The organism is Qipengyuania flava, from assembly GCF_019448255.1.
GTDB lineage: Bacteria > Pseudomonadota > Alphaproteobacteria > Sphingomonadales > Sphingomonadaceae > Qipengyuania > Qipengyuania flava_A.
Window position 1 is genome coordinate 234,479 of record NZ_CP080410.1, and the last position, 14,794, is coordinate 249,272.

Consider the following 14,794-nt stretch of genomic DNA (forward strand, 5'->3'; position numbering starts at 1 on the left):
GGCGAAATTCCGTTTCGAACTGTGGTGCAGGGCGGCTGGCAGGCATCGCCCCTGGGCCCGACGGACCCCTGTATGAGGCGCTTTTTAGCATAGCGCGCTGAATTGCGGCTGAATTTGGCAGCGCGGACCTATTCATCAAGAGCGAGGCGCCCGGCGTCGAGCGCTACCCGTCGCGGCGCGCGCTGCGTCAGCGCTCCGCGATGGCCGATCACGAGGATCGTGCAGCGCCCGGCGACTGCTTCCACTGCATCGGCGACGGCGGCTTCGCTGGCCGGGTCGAGCGCGCTGGTGGCTTCGTCGAGGATCAGCAGGTCGGGATCGCGCAACAACGCCCGTGCGAGCGCAATCCGCTGGCGCTCGCCCCCTGAAAGCGTGCGGCCAGCCTCGCCAATGCGATGGTCGAGACCACCGGGCAGCTCGAGGGCGAAGGCGGCGTTGGCGCGCTCCAGCGCGGCCACGCAGTCCGTATCGCTCGCATCGGCCCGGCCCCACAAGAGGTTCTCACGCAGCGTTGCGGCGAACAGCACCGACTCCTGCTGCACATAGGCAACCCGGCTGCGCCAGGCGATCCGGCGCGGGCCGTCGAGGGCCACCCCATCGATCAAGACGGCACCCGCGTCAGGCGCAAGCAGGCCCCCGGCAAGGTCGGCCAGCGTGCTCTTGCCCGCGCCCGACGGGCCCGTGATGGCCGTGAAGCTTCCCGCCGGAAGCTCCAGGTCGATCCCGTCGAGCGCGGGGCGCGCATCGGAGTAGGCGAGTGAGGCCGATGCGAAGCGCAAGGCCGAGCCAAGGCGCGGGGGCTCCCCGGCCGCCGCTGGTTCGGCGGCGCGGTACGCCTCGGCGATCAGCGCTTCGACTTCCTCGATCGCCGGACGGTCGTGCGCCCAAGCCTGGGCGGCCTGCTGGAGCTGGCCCAGCATTGGCACCGCGCGAGCAAACAGGGCCACGAGCGGGAGCAGCGTGGCCAGCGCCACGTCCCCGCGCCCAGCGGCAAGCCACACGAAGATGGCAAGCAGCAGCGCGCCGCTTGTCTGGAGCAACGCCTTGGCGAGGCCGCTGTCGAAAATGAAGCGGCGCTCCACCGCGCGGCGGCCCTTGAGGCCCTCCTCCACCGCGGAGAGAGCCGCCGTCTCGCGGCCGAAACTCTTGACCACGCGGGCGGCGTCGAGCGTCTCGCCGACAGCGGAATACATCGCCCGGTAGCGCTCTCCCAGCGCTTCCCCGAGCCCGCGCGCCCTGCGCCTGAGCGGGGCGAAGGCGAACAGGATCAGCGCGCCGCCAAGCGCGAGGCCGAGGGCGGCAAGCGGGGCGATCACGAAGGCGGCGAGACCCAGCGCGCCGAGCCCGAGGGCCAGCCGCAGGAGGTCGGCGAACAGCTGCACCGCATTGCCCGCCCGGTCGACCGTGCCCAGCACCACCGCCCGGTGCTCGTTCTGCCGTGTGCCGGACAGGTAGCGCCAGTCGGCGCGCAGCAACGCCTCCATCGCCCGCAGCCGCAGCCCGTCTACCAGCGTAACGACGAGACCTTGCGCGACCAGCGCGCGCCACAGCTCGGCCAGCGTGCGCAGGGCGACAAGGGCCACGAACAGCGTCAGCAGCGCGCCCAGCGAAAGATCGGGCAGGGCCAGGCCGGCGAGCGACGGCGCCCCGTCTCCCAGCGTTTCCAGCATGGGCACGAGGAGGACGAAGCCCAGCCCTTCGCTCAGCGCCACGAGCATCGTGACGGCTGCGAGCAGCGCGATACGGCCCTTGGCAAGATGGTCGAGTGCAACAGAGGGAAACGGTTTCACGAAGCGAGCGCTAGGTCAGGCTCTGGGTCGGGTAAAGGCGCAAGTCATTACAGATCGTTGCGGCCCTTGGCCCGGGCGATCACTCGACCGGCGGCAATCGCAGCCGGGAGACAATAGCTCAGCGCCATCGCCGCGAGCGGATCCACGGGCTGCTTGCCATCCCACCGAACGAGGCGGTCGCTCATGCCGGAAAGGTCGAGCAGCGAGGAGAGGTCTTCATCCGCACGCATTTTCTCCAGCTCGGCGAGCAGTGCAGCGCGGTCGCGGGTCACCCGCAAGGGCCAGTCGGCATCGGTCACGCCGTGATCGTGCGACATGCGTGCAGCATCCGGCAGGCGCCCCTCCGCCAGCCTGCGCGCAAGATAACGGGTCTGCCCACGGCGCAGGAATTGCCGGGTCGGCAGGGACAGGCAGAATTCGAGCAGCGGCGGATAGGCCATAGGGTCGCGGTAGGGCACGCCGTGAACTGCTTCGACTGCCTTGGCGACTTCGGCTGCGCCATCATCGCTCTGGGCAAGCAATTCTTCGCGCACGCGGCGCGGATGCATTGGCGTTTCGCGCTCCCGAAAGTGATCCAGACCCGGACCGTCCACGAGGCCGTATTCGTCGGCCGATTCAAACCGCAATCCGCGCGCCGACAGGAAACGCGCAATATCAAGCTTTCTTGCCGACCCCCGAACCACGAGGCTGACGAACTTTCTCCAGATCGGCCGGGGATCGCGGGGTCGGTGACGAAGGGCGAGCCACAGTTCGCGCCAGCGAAGGCGCAAGAACAGTTCGCGGTATCCCCACTGGCCATCGGCCGAGATTCCGGAATTGCCCTCGTCCGCGCCCATCAGGATCTGCGCATCATTCTGGTGGGCTGACCGGGCCAGTGTTTGAAGAAAAGGAGCAAGGCCGATAGCGACGGGGGCGCAGCCGGCTTTCTCCAGTGTGCGGGCAAAGTGCTCGTCGAAGGGGCCGCTGCTGTTGATCACAATTTCGTGGTGGGCGATCCCCAATTGGTCGGCGATGGAAGCGGCTCCGCTGCTTTCGTCGGCCACATAGCCGGGGCGGGGGGCCGCGATCCATTCCTTGGCCGGAGCCATTGTCAGGGCCGTTATTGCCGCGCCCTGGTTTTGCTGCGCAAGAAACGATGCGACGAGGCCGCTGTCGAGCCCGCCGGACAGGGCAAGCGCTACCCTGGTGCCCCGCCCCGCTGCTCCTGCAACCGCCTCTTCCAGCAATTCTTGCGCTGTGCTGAGAACGCTATCGTCAGCGAGCTTGCCCTGCCTTGGCCCATGCTTCGGGGCGGAATAGCGCCAGACTGGCCACACTTCGTCGGAACCAGCGGTGATGCGGACAGCCTCGCCCTTGGCGACACGTCCGGTGTGTCGATACCAGCCTGACCGAGGGTGGGATCGATCTCCGGCAAGACCGCGCGCGACCTGGGCGAGCTCGGGATGGAGTCGCGCCGCACCCGGAAGGGTCGCAAGTACGGACACTAGGGAACCTGCGACGCAGTGCTCTTCGGAAAGGCGGTAATGGATCGGGGGAGCATTGAAAGCGCTGCGGGACAGGCGCGCCCATGCCCCTCCCTCATCGACGATCGCTGCTGCGTAATTCCCGTTTATATGGTCGTCGGAGGCATCGCCCCACCTCTGATAGGCGGCAAGATAGAGAGCGACATCCTCGGCATTGTCACCAAGCCCCAGGGCTTCGCGAAGGGATGTGCGATTGCCGATCCAACCGTCGAAGGCCGCTGTGACTGAGGCGCCGCGCAGCACTGTCTCCTCGCCCGAAGGCCCACGCCACGCCGCCAGACTGGATTGGCGCGAACTATGCTCGACATGAGGGCGACGGGCGCAATAGCCCAAGGCTCCTGCAAGGATGTGGGGCGGCACGGGCGTGGGGCGCAGCGCAATTGCGACGGCAAACACCGCAAGGCCTTTCAGGCTGGAGCTTCAGCTTCTCCGGTCGGGGTTCGATCCATTGCTAGTAAACCCTCCCTGCGGCCCCGCTATGTTGCGGATCGCGCCCAGCCGCTTGAGCTTCGGCGCTTGCCAAATGCGTTTCTGGTCGGTTTCGTTTGCGTGCTTGGTCATCGTGATGCGCCCTTCGTCAGCCGCGGGCAGCATAGCAAGATCAATCCAAGGCGACCAGCGCCGCTTTCTCGAGCTCGGCGAGCAGAACCTCGACGTCCCGCGTCAGCACCGCTTGCTCGGCGTCATAAGCCTCACCCAGCGCGCTTGCGATATCGGTCACGCTCCGCTCGCCGTCGATGAGCTCCCACACCGCGCGGCCGGTCCCTCCGAGCGAGAGCAGTTCGCCTCCATCGAGGTCGACGATGAGGATCTCGTCATCGACGCGGGTTTCGACGAAATTGGCCGTGAGCTTGCGCGGGATGGTCATGGCCTGACCGCCTAGCGGGGGCGGGCGATGTGGAAAAGGGGGCGCGGCTTGCTTGTTAACCCTCGTTTCGCGCGCGTAGGGCTGGCCAAGGCTCACACGCGACCAAGGCAAACCGCCCGCATGACCACCCCGCTGATCTCCCCTTCCATCCTGTCCGCCGATTTCGCTGCGCTTGGCGAAGAGGTCCGCGCGATCGACGCGGCCGGCGCCGACTGGATCCATGTCGACGTGATGGATGGCCACTACGTGCCCAACATCACCATTGGCCCTGCCGTGGTGAAGGCGCTGCGCCCGCACACGGACAAGCCCTTCGACGTCCACCTGATGATCGCGCCGATCGATCCCTATCTCGAAGCCTTTGCCGAAGCCGGGGCCGATATCATCACGGTGCATCCGGAAGCCGGCCCGCATATCCACCGCACGCTGCAGGCGATTTCGGGCCTCGGCAAGAAGGCGGGCGTGGTGCTCAATCCCGGCACGCCTCTCGAAGCGCTCGACTACATCCTCGAAGACGTCGACCTGGTGCTGGTGATGAGCGTCAATCCCGGCTTCGGTGGGCAGAGCTTCATTCATTCGCAGCTGAAGAAGGTCGAGGCGATCCGCAAGCGCATCGATGCGCTTGGCAAGCCGATCCACCTCGAGGTCGATGGCGGCGTGAACGCCGAAACCGCGCGGCTGTGCGTCGATGCCGGCGCCGATGTGCTGGTCGCGGGCTCGGCCACTTTCAAGGGCGGCCCTGCGCAATACGCAGCCAATATCGCCGCGCTCAAAGGCCAGTCATGAGCGAGGGCGCGCGGACCCTCCTGCGCGAAGACAGCGAAGCGCTGGCTGCAGCCGATGCACCGGCGCTGCCGCTGGGCGGCCAGGACGAGCCGCTGGCCTCGCCGCCGGCCGCCGAACTGCCCGAAGCCGTCCCGCTCGAACCCGGCCGCGCGCTGGTCCTCAGCGATTTCCGCGCGCCGCGAACCGGGCCGATCGAAAGCGTCGTGCGCTGGGCCTACCGCCTTGGGGTGCCTGGGTCCGTGCTCGCCTCGCCGCTGCGCAAGCCCGCCGCCCCGCGCCTCCTCGCCACCGTCGCCAGCCCGCTGGAGGGTGAACGCGCCGGAGGCATGGCGCTGCGGGCCGGGCAATTCCTTGTCCACGGCCTCAAGGTGCCGTTCGACAAGGTCGATTTCGCCAGCGGGGCGCCGCTCACCGCACCCGTGCAGCGCACCGTGCAGGGCTTCACTTGGCTGCGCGACCTTGGCGCCTGCGCCCCGCGCGAGGAATGCGCGGGCATTGGCGAGAAACTGCTCGCGCGCTGGCTCAAGGCAAACCCGGTGCCGGCGAAGGGCCCGGCCTGGACCGTCGAGCACGCCGGCCTGCGCCTCCTCGCATGGCTGGTCAACGCGCCGCTGATTCTGAGCGGGGACGCTGCCCTCCGCGCAAAGGCGCTCGAAGCGATGGAAGCGACCGCGCGCTATCTTGACCGGCAGGTGGCCCGCGCCGAAGACCGGCTTGGCCAGGTGGCCGGCTGGTGCGCGATTGTCGCTGCGGGGCTCCTGCTGCCCGATGGCCAGCCGCGCCGCCTGTTCGGCGAAGCCGGCCTGCTGCGCGCGCTTGGCGAACTGGTGAGTGAGGATGGCGGGGTGCTGTCGCGCAGCCCGCTCGCGCAGATGGAAGCGATCGCGCTGCTGGTGGATTTGCGGGCCTGCTACGAAGCGGTCGATCGCGATCCGCCGCCGGCGCTCGAAACCATGCTCGGCCTGCTGGTGCCGCCGCTCCTCACCCTGCGCATGGGCGACCGGGGCCTTGGAAGCTGGCAAGGTTCCGGTGCGACCTCGGCCGCGCGGCTCGACGCGCTGGTGACCGCAAGCGGCATTCGCGCGCGCCCGGGCAAGGACAGCAAGCACTGGGGTTACCACCGGGTGGACGCAGGCAAGGCCACGCTCGTCCTCGACGCGGCCCCGCCCCCGCGGGCGCGCCACGCGCGTTTCGGCTGCGCCTCGACCCTCGCGTTCGAGCTTTCGCATGGCGAACAGCGCATCATCGTCAATTGCGGCGGGGCGGAGCTGGCTGGTGGGCAGGTGCCGGTGCGGATCGAACAGGGCCTGCGCGGCAGCGCGGCGCATTCGACCCTCGTGCTCGACGATGCCAATTCGACGGCGGTTCTCATCAAGGGGCTGATCGGCAAGGGTGTCGAGGAAGTCGACATTGCCCGCACCACGGTCAAGCAGAAGGGGCGCGATGCGGCCCGGCTGGAAGCCTCGCATAACGGCTACGCCGCGCGCTACGGCCTCATTCATCGCCGCACACTGCTGCTCGGCGCGGACGGCAGCGGCTTGTCGGGCGAAGACGTGCTCGAACCGTCGGGCCGGCAGGGCAAGCGCGGCAAGATCGCCTTCGCGCTGCGGTTCCATCTCGGCTACGGGATCGAGGCGGGGCTGTCGGACGACAAGCGCGGCGCAGGGCTAGCCCTTCCCGACGGAAGCTACTGGCAATTCCGTCTCGGAGGCGATAGCGGCGAGGCGCATATCGCGATCGAGGACAGCCTCTGGGTCGACGGGCAGGGACGCCCGCGGGCGACCAAGCAGCTGGTCGTCGAAGGACTGACATCGCGCAGCGGGGGGCGTTTCCCCTGGCTGCTCAAACGCATGGGGTGATTTCTAGTGGCTGACGTGGCGATCAAGCGGGCACTGCTTTCGGTGTCCGACAAGACCGGCTTGGTGGATCTGGGCAAGGCGCTGGCGGCCAAGGGCGTGGAGCTCGTCTCGACCGGCGGCACGGCCAGGGCCCTGCGCGAAGCGGGGCTCGAGGTGAAGGACGTCTCCGACCTCACCGGCTTTCCCGAGATGATGGACGGCCGCGTGAAGACGCTGCACCCGATGGTCCACGGCGGCCTGCTGGCGGTGCGCGACAACCCCGAACACGCTGCCGCGATGGACGAGCATGCCATCGGCGCGATCGACCTCGTGGTCGTCAATCTCTACCCCTTCGAAGCCACCGTGATGCGCGGCGCCGAGCGCGACGAGATCATCGAGAACATCGATATCGGCGGGCCGAGCATGGTGCGCAGCGCGGCCAAGAACCACCAGTTCGTCACCATCGTCACGGACCCGGCCGATTACGACACGTTGGTCGGCGAACTCGATGCGAGCGGCGCGACCAGCCTCGACTTCCGCCGCAAGTGCGCGGCCAAGGCCTTTGCCGCGACCGCCGCCTACGACAGCATGATCAGCCAGTGGTTCGCCTTCGCCGACCAGCAGCAGCTGCTCCCCGACTTCCTCGCCGTGAACGGCAAGGCCCCGGTCGAACTGCGTTATGGCGAGAACCCGCACCAGAAAGCGGCGCTCTACACGCCGGTCGGCCCGCACGCGAAAGGCATCGCCCAGGCCGAGCAGTTGCAGGGCAAGGAGCTGTCCTACAACAATTACAACGATGCCGATGCGGCGCTGGAACTGTGCGCGGAATTTGCTGGCGGCGAGCCGGCGGTGGTCATCGTCAAGCACGCCAACCCCTGCGGCGTTGCGCAGGCGTCCAGCCTGATCCAGGCATGGGACGAAGCGCTGGCCTGCGACAGCGTGTCGGCTTTCGGCGGCATTGTCGCCGTCAACACCGAACTCGACGGCGAAACGGCCGAGGCGATCTGCAAGATCTTCACAGAAGTCGTCATCGCCCCCTCGGTTAGCGATGCAGCGCGCGAAGCCTTCGCCAAGAAGAAGAACCTGCGCCTGCTCGTGACCGGCGATATGCCCGATGCGCGTCGCGGCGGCCTTTCGGTCAAACCGATCACAGGCGGCCTGCTGGTGCAGACACGCGACAACGGCGCGATCACGGAAGCCGACCTCAAGGTCGTCACCCAGCGCGAGCCGACCGAGCAGGAGCTGAAGGACTGCCTCTTCGCCTGGACGGTCGCGCGCCACGTGAAATCGAACGCTATCGTCTATGCGAAGGACGGAGCGACCGCGGGCATTGGCGCAGGCCAGATGAACCGCCGCGACAGCTCGCGCATCGCCGCGATCAAGGCGGCCGAAGCGGCCGAGAAATACGGCTGGGAACAGAGCCGCGCGGTTGGCAGCGCCGTGGCCTCCGACGCCTTCTTCCCCTTCGCCGACGGCCTCTTGGCCGCAGCCGAAGCGGGCGCAACCGCGATCATCCAGCCGGGCGGTTCGATCCGCGACGAGGAAGTGATTGCGGCGGCGGACGAGGCGGGCCTCGCCATGGTCTTCACGGGGATGCGCCACTTCCGGCACTAGGGTGCGGGCAGGGCGTCTCATCGCCTGAACCGATCACAACAATCCGATTAAGCGCGTTGCAATCGGGGCGGGTGTAACCACGTCGGCAAGACTGACGAAAGACCCACCATGACCCTCTTTACCCCCGACCTCTATCGCAACTTCGCCATCGGCTTCGGTGCCGGAGCCATCGCTGTCGTCATCGGCGGCGGCGGCGAGATTTTCGCCGCCGTGCCGCAACTGATCGCCTCGATCTTCTGATGGACCTGCGCGCACCCCTCGCGGCCCTGGCCCTGTCTCTGGGCGCTTCGGCCTGCCAGCAGCCCGCCCTTGCTGCCGAGAAAGCGGTCGCGGCGCCGGCAGCCGAGCGCGTTGCGCGTGAAGGCGCAGGCCTCAAGACGGCGGTGTTTGCCGGCGGATGCTTCTGGGGCGTCGAAGGCGTTTTCAGCCATGTGAAGGGCGTGAAAAGCGCCGTATCCGGCTATCACGGCGGGACCGAGCGCCAGGCCGACTACAAGATCGTCACCTCGGGCATTACCGACCACGCCGAATCGGTGAAGGTCGTCTACGACCCCAAGGTCATCCGCTACGACCAGCTCCTGCGGATCTTCTTCTCGGTGATCGCCGATCCCACCCAGCTCAACCGTCAGGGCCCCGATGTCGGCGCGCATTACCGCACCGCGCTGATCCCCCAGTCGCGCGAGCAGGCCGCCGTCGCTGCCGCTTATCTCAAGCAGCTGCGCGAAGCGAAGATCTGGTCGAAGCCGATCGTCACCAGGATTGAGAAGGCACGGACCTTCTATCCAGCCGAAGGCTACCATCAGGACTTCATGCTGAAAAACCCGCGCCACGGCTATATCGTGCGCTGGGATGCGCCGAAGGTGAAGGCACTCAAGGCCATGTATCCGGGCGTATACTCGGCGACCTTCCAGCCCGACTAGCTTGCGGCGGCGCGGGCGCGCGCCTACCTTGCGGAGCATGGCACAGCACGCGCACGCACACACAGAACATTCGGGCGAGGACCTGATCCAAGCCGCCCGCCACACGCTGACCGACAACGGCGAGCAATGGACCGGCATGCGCCAGTCCGTGTTCGAAGAGCTGGCCCGCCATGACAAGCCGGCCAGCGCCTATGACATTGCAGACAATCTATCGCGCAGGCGCGGCAAGCGCGTGGCGCCCAACAGCGTCTACCGCATCCTCGACCTGTTCGTGCGCACCAACCTTGCCAACCGGATCGAGAGCGCGAACGCCTATCTCGTCAACACTCACCCCGGCTGCCGGCACGATTGCATCTTCCTGATCTGCGACGATTGCGGGAAGGCCACCCATATCGATGACGAGCGGGTCACGGGCGCGCTGCGCGAAGCCGGCAAGGACGCGGGTTTCACCGATGTTCGCCCCGTGGTCGAGCTGCGCGGCTTGTGCAACGATTGCGCCGCCTGAGTAATCGCCCGTAATCGCGGCGCGTTTTAGCCAGATGCAGCGCCAAACCGTGCAAATTCATCGATAAACCGTTCATCGACAGTTCCGATTTAGCGGTGTAAAGCCGCTTCCCATGACGACGCGCCCCAAGACGCCGCTGCTAGACACGGTCGCCACCCCCGATGATCTCCGCAAGCTGGAGAAGGATCAGCTTCGCCAGCTCTCCGACGAGCTACGCGCCGAGATGATCGATGCGGTGGGCACGACCGGCGGGCACCTTGGCTCTGGGCTGGGCGTGGTCGAACTGACGACGGCGATCCACTATGTCTTCGACACGCCGACCGACAAGCTCGTGTGGGATGTCGGCCACCAGTGTTATCCGCACAAGATCCTCACCGGCCGGCGCGACCGCATTCGCACGCTGCGCCAGGGCGGCGGCCTGTCGGGCTTCACCAAGCGCGCGGAGAGCGAATACGACCCCTTTGGCGCAGCGCACAGCTCGACCTCGATCTCGGCGGCGCTCGGCTTTGCAATGGCCAACAAGATGCTCGGCAAGCCGGGCCGCGGGATCGCGGTGATCGGCGACGGCGCGATGAGCGCCGGCATGGCCTATGAGGCGATGAACAACGCCGAACAGGCCGGCAACCGCCTGGTGGTCATCTTGAACGACAACGACATGTCGATCGCGCCGCCGGTCGGCGGCCTCTCGGCCTATCTCGCGCGCACCGTGTCGAGCAGCGAGTACCTTGGCCTGCGCAGCCTCGCCTCGCGCATTTCGAAGAAGCTCAGCCGCAAGGTCCATGACGGGCTCGAAAAGGCGGAAGAATACGCGCGCGGCATGGTCACCGGCGGCACGCTGTTCGAAGAACTGGGCTTCTACTACGTCGGCCCGATCGACGGCCACAATCTCGACCACCTGATCCCGGTGCTGGAGAACGTGCGCGACAGCGAGCAGGGCCCGGTCCTGATCCATGTCGTCACGCAGAAGGGCAAGGGCTATGCGCCTGCCGAAAACAGCGCGGACAAGTACCACGGCGTTGCCAAGTTCGACGTGGTCACCGGCGAGCAGAAGAAGTCGACCGGCGGCCCGCCCGCCTACCAGAACGTCTTCGGCGAAACGCTGGCCAAGCTTGCCGATAGCGATCCGCGCATCTGCGCCATCACCGCCGCCATGCCGAGCGGTACGGGCGTCGACAAGTTTGCCAAGGCGCATCCCGACAAGGCCTTCGACGTCGGTATTGCCGAGCAGCACGGCGTGACCTTTGCCGCGGGCCTTGCCGCGGAAGGCATGCGCCCCTTCGCCGCGATCTATTCGACCTTCCTGCAGCGCGCTTACGACCAGGTCGTCCACGATGTGGCGATCCAGAACCTGCCGGTCCGCTTTGCGATCGACCGCGCTGGCCTTGTCGGGGCCGATGGCTGCACCCACGCCGGCGCGTTCGACATCACCTATCTCGCCACGCTGCCCAACATGGTCGTGATGGCCGCCGCCGACGAGGCGGAGCTGGCGCACATGACCTACACCGCGGCCGAATATGACGATGGCCCGATCGCCTTCCGCTATCCGCGCGGCGCGGGCACGGGTGTGGAAATCCCGGAGCAGCTCGAAAAGCTCGAGATCGGCAAGGGCCGGATCGTGCGCGAAGGCAGCAAGGTAGCGATCCTCTCGCTTGGCGCGCGCCTGGAAGAAGCCAAGAAGGCTGCCGACCAGCTCGAGGCCAAGGGCCTCTCGACCACGGTTGCCGACATGCGCTTTGCCAAGCCGCTCGACACCCAGATGATCGAGAAGCTGATGCGCAGCCACGATGTGGTGGTGACGGTCGAGGAAGGCGCCGTGGGCGGCCTCGGCGCGCATGTGCTGACCTTCGCTTCGGACGAAGGCCTGACCGATGCCGGGCTGAAAGTGCGCACCATGCGCCTTCCCGACGTGTTCCAGGATCAGGACGCACCCGAAAAGCAGTATGACGAAGCCGGCCTCAACGCGCCGCATATCGTCGATACGGTGCTCAGCGCCCTGCGGCACAACAGCGCAGGCGTGGAGGAGGCGCGGGCCTGACCACGGCCTCGCAGGACCCGGCGGTCTCCTTCGAGGCGCGCTACTCGGTTCCCAAGCTGCTGGGCTGGCTGGCGCTTTGCGCGCCCATGGCGATTGCCTCGGTGTGGGTTCTCTCGGGCGGGCTTGGCGGAGGGTCGCTCCTCACCTGGGTAGTCGGGCTGCCGGGCTTCCTTTTCTTCGGCGGCGCTATGGTGGGCTTCGTGGCCGCACTTTTCGATCGCAGGGTTAAGGTCTCCGTTTCGCCCCAGGGACTGGTCGTTTACCCCCATTCTCCCAGGCCTATCGCCCTGCGTTCGATCAAGCGGATCGGCACGCAGCAATCGCAGGTGCGCATTCTCCTTCATAAGCCGTCGAAATACCCGGTCGAGGGGCGCTGGCGCAAAGCCCTCATAGCGATCAGCTCCGGTATCCAGCGCGCCAACGGGGATGTGTGGATGTTCTGCCAGCTGTACGATTGCAGCGCGCGAGAGATGGTCGACGCAATCCGGGCGGCCCGGCCGCGGACCAAGTTCGAGCAGGAGATCGACGCCGTTGTTGCCAGCTGGGATGAGAACGGCGGGCCCTATGGCGACGCTGCCCATGGCTGAGCGCGTTCAACACAGCGAGTGGCCATGCGCCTCAAGCGCTTCGTGACAACGGCCCTTGTCGCGCTTGCGACGTTCTACCTTGCCGTCACCGGCATCCTCTACCTTGCGCAAGGTCCGCTGCTCTATCCCGCGCCGCGCGCGATCGGGCCGTCGACCGGCGGGTTCGAGGAGGTGCGCTATGCGACAAGCGACGACCTGCTGCTGACCGCCGGCTATCGCGCGCCCGAACCGGGCCGCCCGGTGATCGTCTATTTCCACGGCAATGGGGCAGACTGGGTCTCGAGCGTGGTGGCAACCGACCGCCTGGTGCCTGCGGGCTACGGCGTGCTCGCCGCCGAATACCGCGGCTATCGGGGCAATCCGGGAACGCCGAGCGAGGAGGGCCTCTACCGCGATGGCCGCGCGGCGCTGGCCTTCCTGGACGAGCGCGGGATTTCGCCGGGCCAGACCATCGTGATCGGCAATTCGATCGGGTCGGGTGTCGCGGTGCAGATGGCCCTCGAAACCCCGCCCGCAGCGCTGGTTCTGATATCGCCCTTCGCGAGCCTGTCTGATCTCGTGGCAGAGAAGTTCCGCTGGCTGCCGACCCGCCTGCTGCTGCGCGATCGCTACGAAAGCATCGACAAGATCGCCGCAATCGACGCGCCGGTCCTGATCCTGCATGGCGATGCCGACACGCTGATCCCGCATCATCACGCCGAGCGGCTTGCATCCGCCAAGCCCGATAGCGAGTTGCGCATCTTCGCAGGATTTGGTCATGATCTCGCCTGGCATCCCGATGCCGAAGAGGCCGTGCTCGACTTCCTGGCGCGGCGGACTGGAGAGGACCCACCCGAATGAGCCTGCTGACGATCGACACCACCGGCCACGTCACGACCCTGACCCTCAACCGACCGGACACGATGAACCCGCTCGGCGCGAAGGGGGACGGGGACGCTTTTGCCGAGGCTTGCGATGCGATCAACGCGGATATGGACGTGCGCTGCGTGATCCTGACAGGCGCCGGGCGCGCCTTCAGCGCGGGCGGCGATATCAAGGCGATGAAAGAGCGCACGGGCACCTTCGGCGGGACCGCGCCGGAGATTTCGGACGGCTATCGCAACAACATCCACAAGGTCCTGCGCGCCCTCTACAGCCTGCGCGTGCCGCTGATCGCGGCGGTCAACGGGCCGGCGATCGGGCTTGGCTGCGACCTCGCCTGTCTCGGCGATATCCGCATCGCCAGCGACCGCGCAAAGTTCGGCGTGACCTTCCTCAAGCTCGGCATCATCCCGGGCGATGGCGGCACCTGGATCCTGCCGCGCATCATCGGCGAGGCGCGCGCGGCCGAGCTCTTCTACACCGGCGATGTAATCGACGCGGCCACCGCGCTCGACTGGGGTCTCGTTAGCCGCGTGGTGGATGGCGAGGCGCTCCTCGATGAAGCCCACGCGCTGGCCGGCAAGATAGCCGCCATGCCCCCGCACGCGCTGCGTCATGCCAAGAACCTGATGCGCCAAGGGCGTTCGGTCAGCTACGATACGGCGCTGGAACTGGCGGCGAACACGCAGGCGCTTATGCACCTTACCGAGGATCACATGGAAGGTATTGATGCGCTGCTCGAAAAGCGCGCGGCGGAGTTCAAGGGACAGTAGGCGCCCGGTCGATCAAAGCCAGCGCCAGATGCCTGCCGGGATGCCGGCCGCGCTGAGGTGCCAGTAACTGATCCCCGCCCAGGCCGCTGCGGCGACAATCCAGAGCCCTAGACCGGCGCCGGCCAGCTTGCCCCAGCGCGGCCAGTAGGTGGTCTTGGCTTCCCATTCCTGCCAGGCCGCGCCCATCAGCGCCTCCTTCTTGCGGTCCTGCATCTTCGCGCCGACCAGCGCGAGGACCAGGATGGCGCCCGCGACGATCATTGTGCGCCAGCTCCAGAACAGGATGATGTGCGAAAGCGCCCAGAGCGCGAAGCCCCACATCATCGGGTGGCGCGTCACTGCCATAACGCCGCTCGGCTCCTGCTGGGTCAGCGCTCCGGCGCCGGGTGCGGGCAGGGCGGGATTGCCCCTCAGCGAGCCGAGAAAGAGAACCAGTGCGGGCAGCGTCAGGATCGTGGCGATCACCCAGCCGATCTCCCCGCTGCCGCCAAGGTCGGCGCCCGGCGCGGCGGTGAAGGCGAAGTACATCCAGGCCATGCATCCGGCTGCCACGATGCTGTAGAGACCCATGAACCCGCCATCGCCCAGCGCGCCGACAAGCGGTGCGCGCAGCGGGTGCGAGAGCGCGAAATGCGTCCCGACAAAGGCGATCGACGCAGCAAGAAGCGAAACCAGAGCCTGATCCATGACGGCCACT

14 protein-coding genes are annotated in these 14,794 nt (G+C 67.1%); 10 read left to right on the top strand and 4 right to left on the bottom strand.

The annotated features are described in order from the left end of the window. Positions 1-128: 128 nt before the first annotated feature. From KUV82_RS01290 to KUV82_RS01300, 3 genes are all read right to left on the bottom strand, one after another. Positions 129-1,790, bottom strand: a complete 1,662-nt coding sequence (locus KUV82_RS01290; RefSeq protein ID WP_219955110.1) for an ABC transporter ATP-binding protein — start codon at positions 1,788-1,790, stop codon at positions 129-131. Between the two features lie 47 nt (positions 1,791-1,837). Continuing rightward, positions 1,838-3,556, bottom strand: coding sequence for an asparagine synthase-related protein (locus KUV82_RS01295; RefSeq protein ID WP_219955111.1), 1,719 nt, complete (start codon positions 3,554-3,556; stop codon positions 1,838-1,840). Between the two features lie 358 nt (positions 3,557-3,914). Next, entirely contained in the window at positions 3,915-4,181 is a 267-nt protein-coding gene (locus KUV82_RS01300; RefSeq protein WP_219955112.1) for a PqqD family protein, read from the bottom strand. Positions 4,182-4,301: 120 nt separating this feature from the next. On the opposite strand from KUV82_RS01300, the gene rpe reads away from it, so the two are divergent. The 10 genes from rpe to KUV82_RS01345 all read left to right on the top strand — a co-directional run bounded on the left by rpe (position 4,302) and on the right by KUV82_RS01345 (position 14,097). Next, positions 4,302-4,964: a ribulose-phosphate 3-epimerase gene (gene rpe, locus KUV82_RS01305; RefSeq protein ID WP_219955113.1), complete on the top strand. Its 663-nt coding sequence runs from the start codon at positions 4,302-4,304 to the stop codon at positions 4,962-4,964. Further along, positions 4,961-6,823 carry a heparinase II/III family protein gene (locus KUV82_RS01310; protein ID WP_219955114.1) on the top strand — a complete coding sequence of 621 codons (1,863 nt, stop codon included), beginning with the start codon at positions 4,961-4,963 and terminating at the stop codon, positions 6,821-6,823. Before rpe ends, KUV82_RS01310 begins: the two co-directional genes overlap by 4 nt. A gap of 6 nt (positions 6,824-6,829) precedes the next feature. Then, positions 6,830-8,416 (top strand): bifunctional phosphoribosylaminoimidazolecarboxamide formyltransferase/IMP cyclohydrolase, encoded by a 1,587-nt coding sequence (gene purH, locus KUV82_RS01315; RefSeq protein ID WP_219955115.1) that lies wholly within the window; start codon positions 6,830-6,832, stop codon positions 8,414-8,416. A 108-nt stretch (positions 8,417-8,524) separates the two neighbouring features. After that, positions 8,525-8,656: a hypothetical protein gene (locus KUV82_RS14185; protein ID WP_258319792.1), complete on the top strand. Its 132-nt coding sequence runs from the start codon at positions 8,525-8,527 to the stop codon at positions 8,654-8,656. Then, positions 8,656-9,336: a peptide-methionine (S)-S-oxide reductase MsrA gene (gene msrA / locus KUV82_RS01320; RefSeq protein ID WP_219955116.1), complete on the top strand. Its 681-nt coding sequence runs from the start codon at positions 8,656-8,658 to the stop codon at positions 9,334-9,336. The genes KUV82_RS14185 and msrA overlap by 1 nt, the downstream gene beginning before the upstream one ends. Positions 9,337-9,373: 37 nt before the next feature. Beyond that, entirely contained in the window at positions 9,374-9,841 is a 468-nt protein-coding gene (locus tag KUV82_RS01325; RefSeq protein WP_219955117.1) for a Fur family transcriptional regulator, read from the top strand. Between the two features lie 112 nt (positions 9,842-9,953). Then, positions 9,954-11,876, top strand: a complete 1,923-nt coding sequence (dxs, locus tag KUV82_RS01330) for a 1-deoxy-D-xylulose-5-phosphate synthase (RefSeq protein WP_219955118.1) — start codon at positions 9,954-9,956, stop codon at positions 11,874-11,876. An 86-nt stretch (positions 11,877-11,962) separates the two neighbouring features. Then, positions 11,963-12,463: a hypothetical protein gene (locus tag KUV82_RS01335; RefSeq protein ID WP_219955119.1), complete on the top strand. Its 501-nt coding sequence runs from the start codon at positions 11,963-11,965 to the stop codon at positions 12,461-12,463. A 24-nt stretch (positions 12,464-12,487) separates the two neighbouring features. Beyond that, complete coding sequence (locus KUV82_RS01340) at positions 12,488-13,303, top strand: alpha/beta hydrolase (RefSeq protein WP_219955120.1); 816 nt, start codon at positions 12,488-12,490, stop codon at positions 13,301-13,303. Next, on the top strand, positions 13,300-14,097 hold the full coding sequence (locus KUV82_RS01345) for a crotonase/enoyl-CoA hydratase family protein (protein WP_219955121.1): 798 nt from the start codon (positions 13,300-13,302) through the stop codon (positions 14,095-14,097). Before KUV82_RS01340 ends, KUV82_RS01345 begins: the two co-directional genes overlap by 4 nt. Positions 14,098-14,109: 12 nt before the next feature. Here KUV82_RS01345 and KUV82_RS01350 read toward each other — a convergent pair whose 3' ends face one another. Further along, positions 14,110-14,784 (bottom strand): NnrU family protein, encoded by a 675-nt coding sequence (locus KUV82_RS01350; RefSeq protein WP_219955122.1) that lies wholly within the window; start codon positions 14,782-14,784, stop codon positions 14,110-14,112. Positions 14,785-14,794: the final 10 nt, after the last annotated feature.

Coding starts and splice junctions, on each gene's coding strand:
- KUV82_RS01335 (WP_219955119.1), top strand. CDS start 11,963: ATGGCGATTGCCTCGGTGTGGGTTCTCTCGGGCGGGCTTGGCGGAGGG.
- KUV82_RS01300 (WP_219955112.1), bottom strand. CDS start 4,181: ATGACCATCCCGCGCAAGCTCACGGCCAATTTCGTCGAAACCCGCGTC.
- KUV82_RS01310 (WP_219955114.1), top strand. CDS start 4,961: ATGAGCGAGGGCGCGCGGACCCTCCTGCGCGAAGACAGCGAAGCGCTG.
- msrA (WP_219955116.1), top strand. CDS start 8,656: ATGGACCTGCGCGCACCCCTCGCGGCCCTGGCCCTGTCTCTGGGCGCT.
- KUV82_RS01340 (WP_219955120.1), top strand. CDS start 12,488: ATGCGCCTCAAGCGCTTCGTGACAACGGCCCTTGTCGCGCTTGCGACG.
- KUV82_RS01345 (WP_219955121.1), top strand. CDS start 13,300: ATGAGCCTGCTGACGATCGACACCACCGGCCACGTCACGACCCTGACC.
- rpe (WP_219955113.1), top strand. CDS start 4,302: ATGACCACCCCGCTGATCTCCCCTTCCATCCTGTCCGCCGATTTCGCT.
- dxs (WP_219955118.1), top strand. CDS start 9,954: ATGACGACGCGCCCCAAGACGCCGCTGCTAGACACGGTCGCCACCCCC.
- KUV82_RS01350 (WP_219955122.1), bottom strand. CDS start 14,784: ATGGATCAGGCTCTGGTTTCGCTTCTTGCTGCGTCGATCGCCTTTGTC.
- KUV82_RS14185 (WP_258319792.1), top strand. CDS start 8,525: ATGACCCTCTTTACCCCCGACCTCTATCGCAACTTCGCCATCGGCTTC.
- KUV82_RS01325 (WP_219955117.1), top strand. CDS start 9,374: ATGGCACAGCACGCGCACGCACACACAGAACATTCGGGCGAGGACCTG.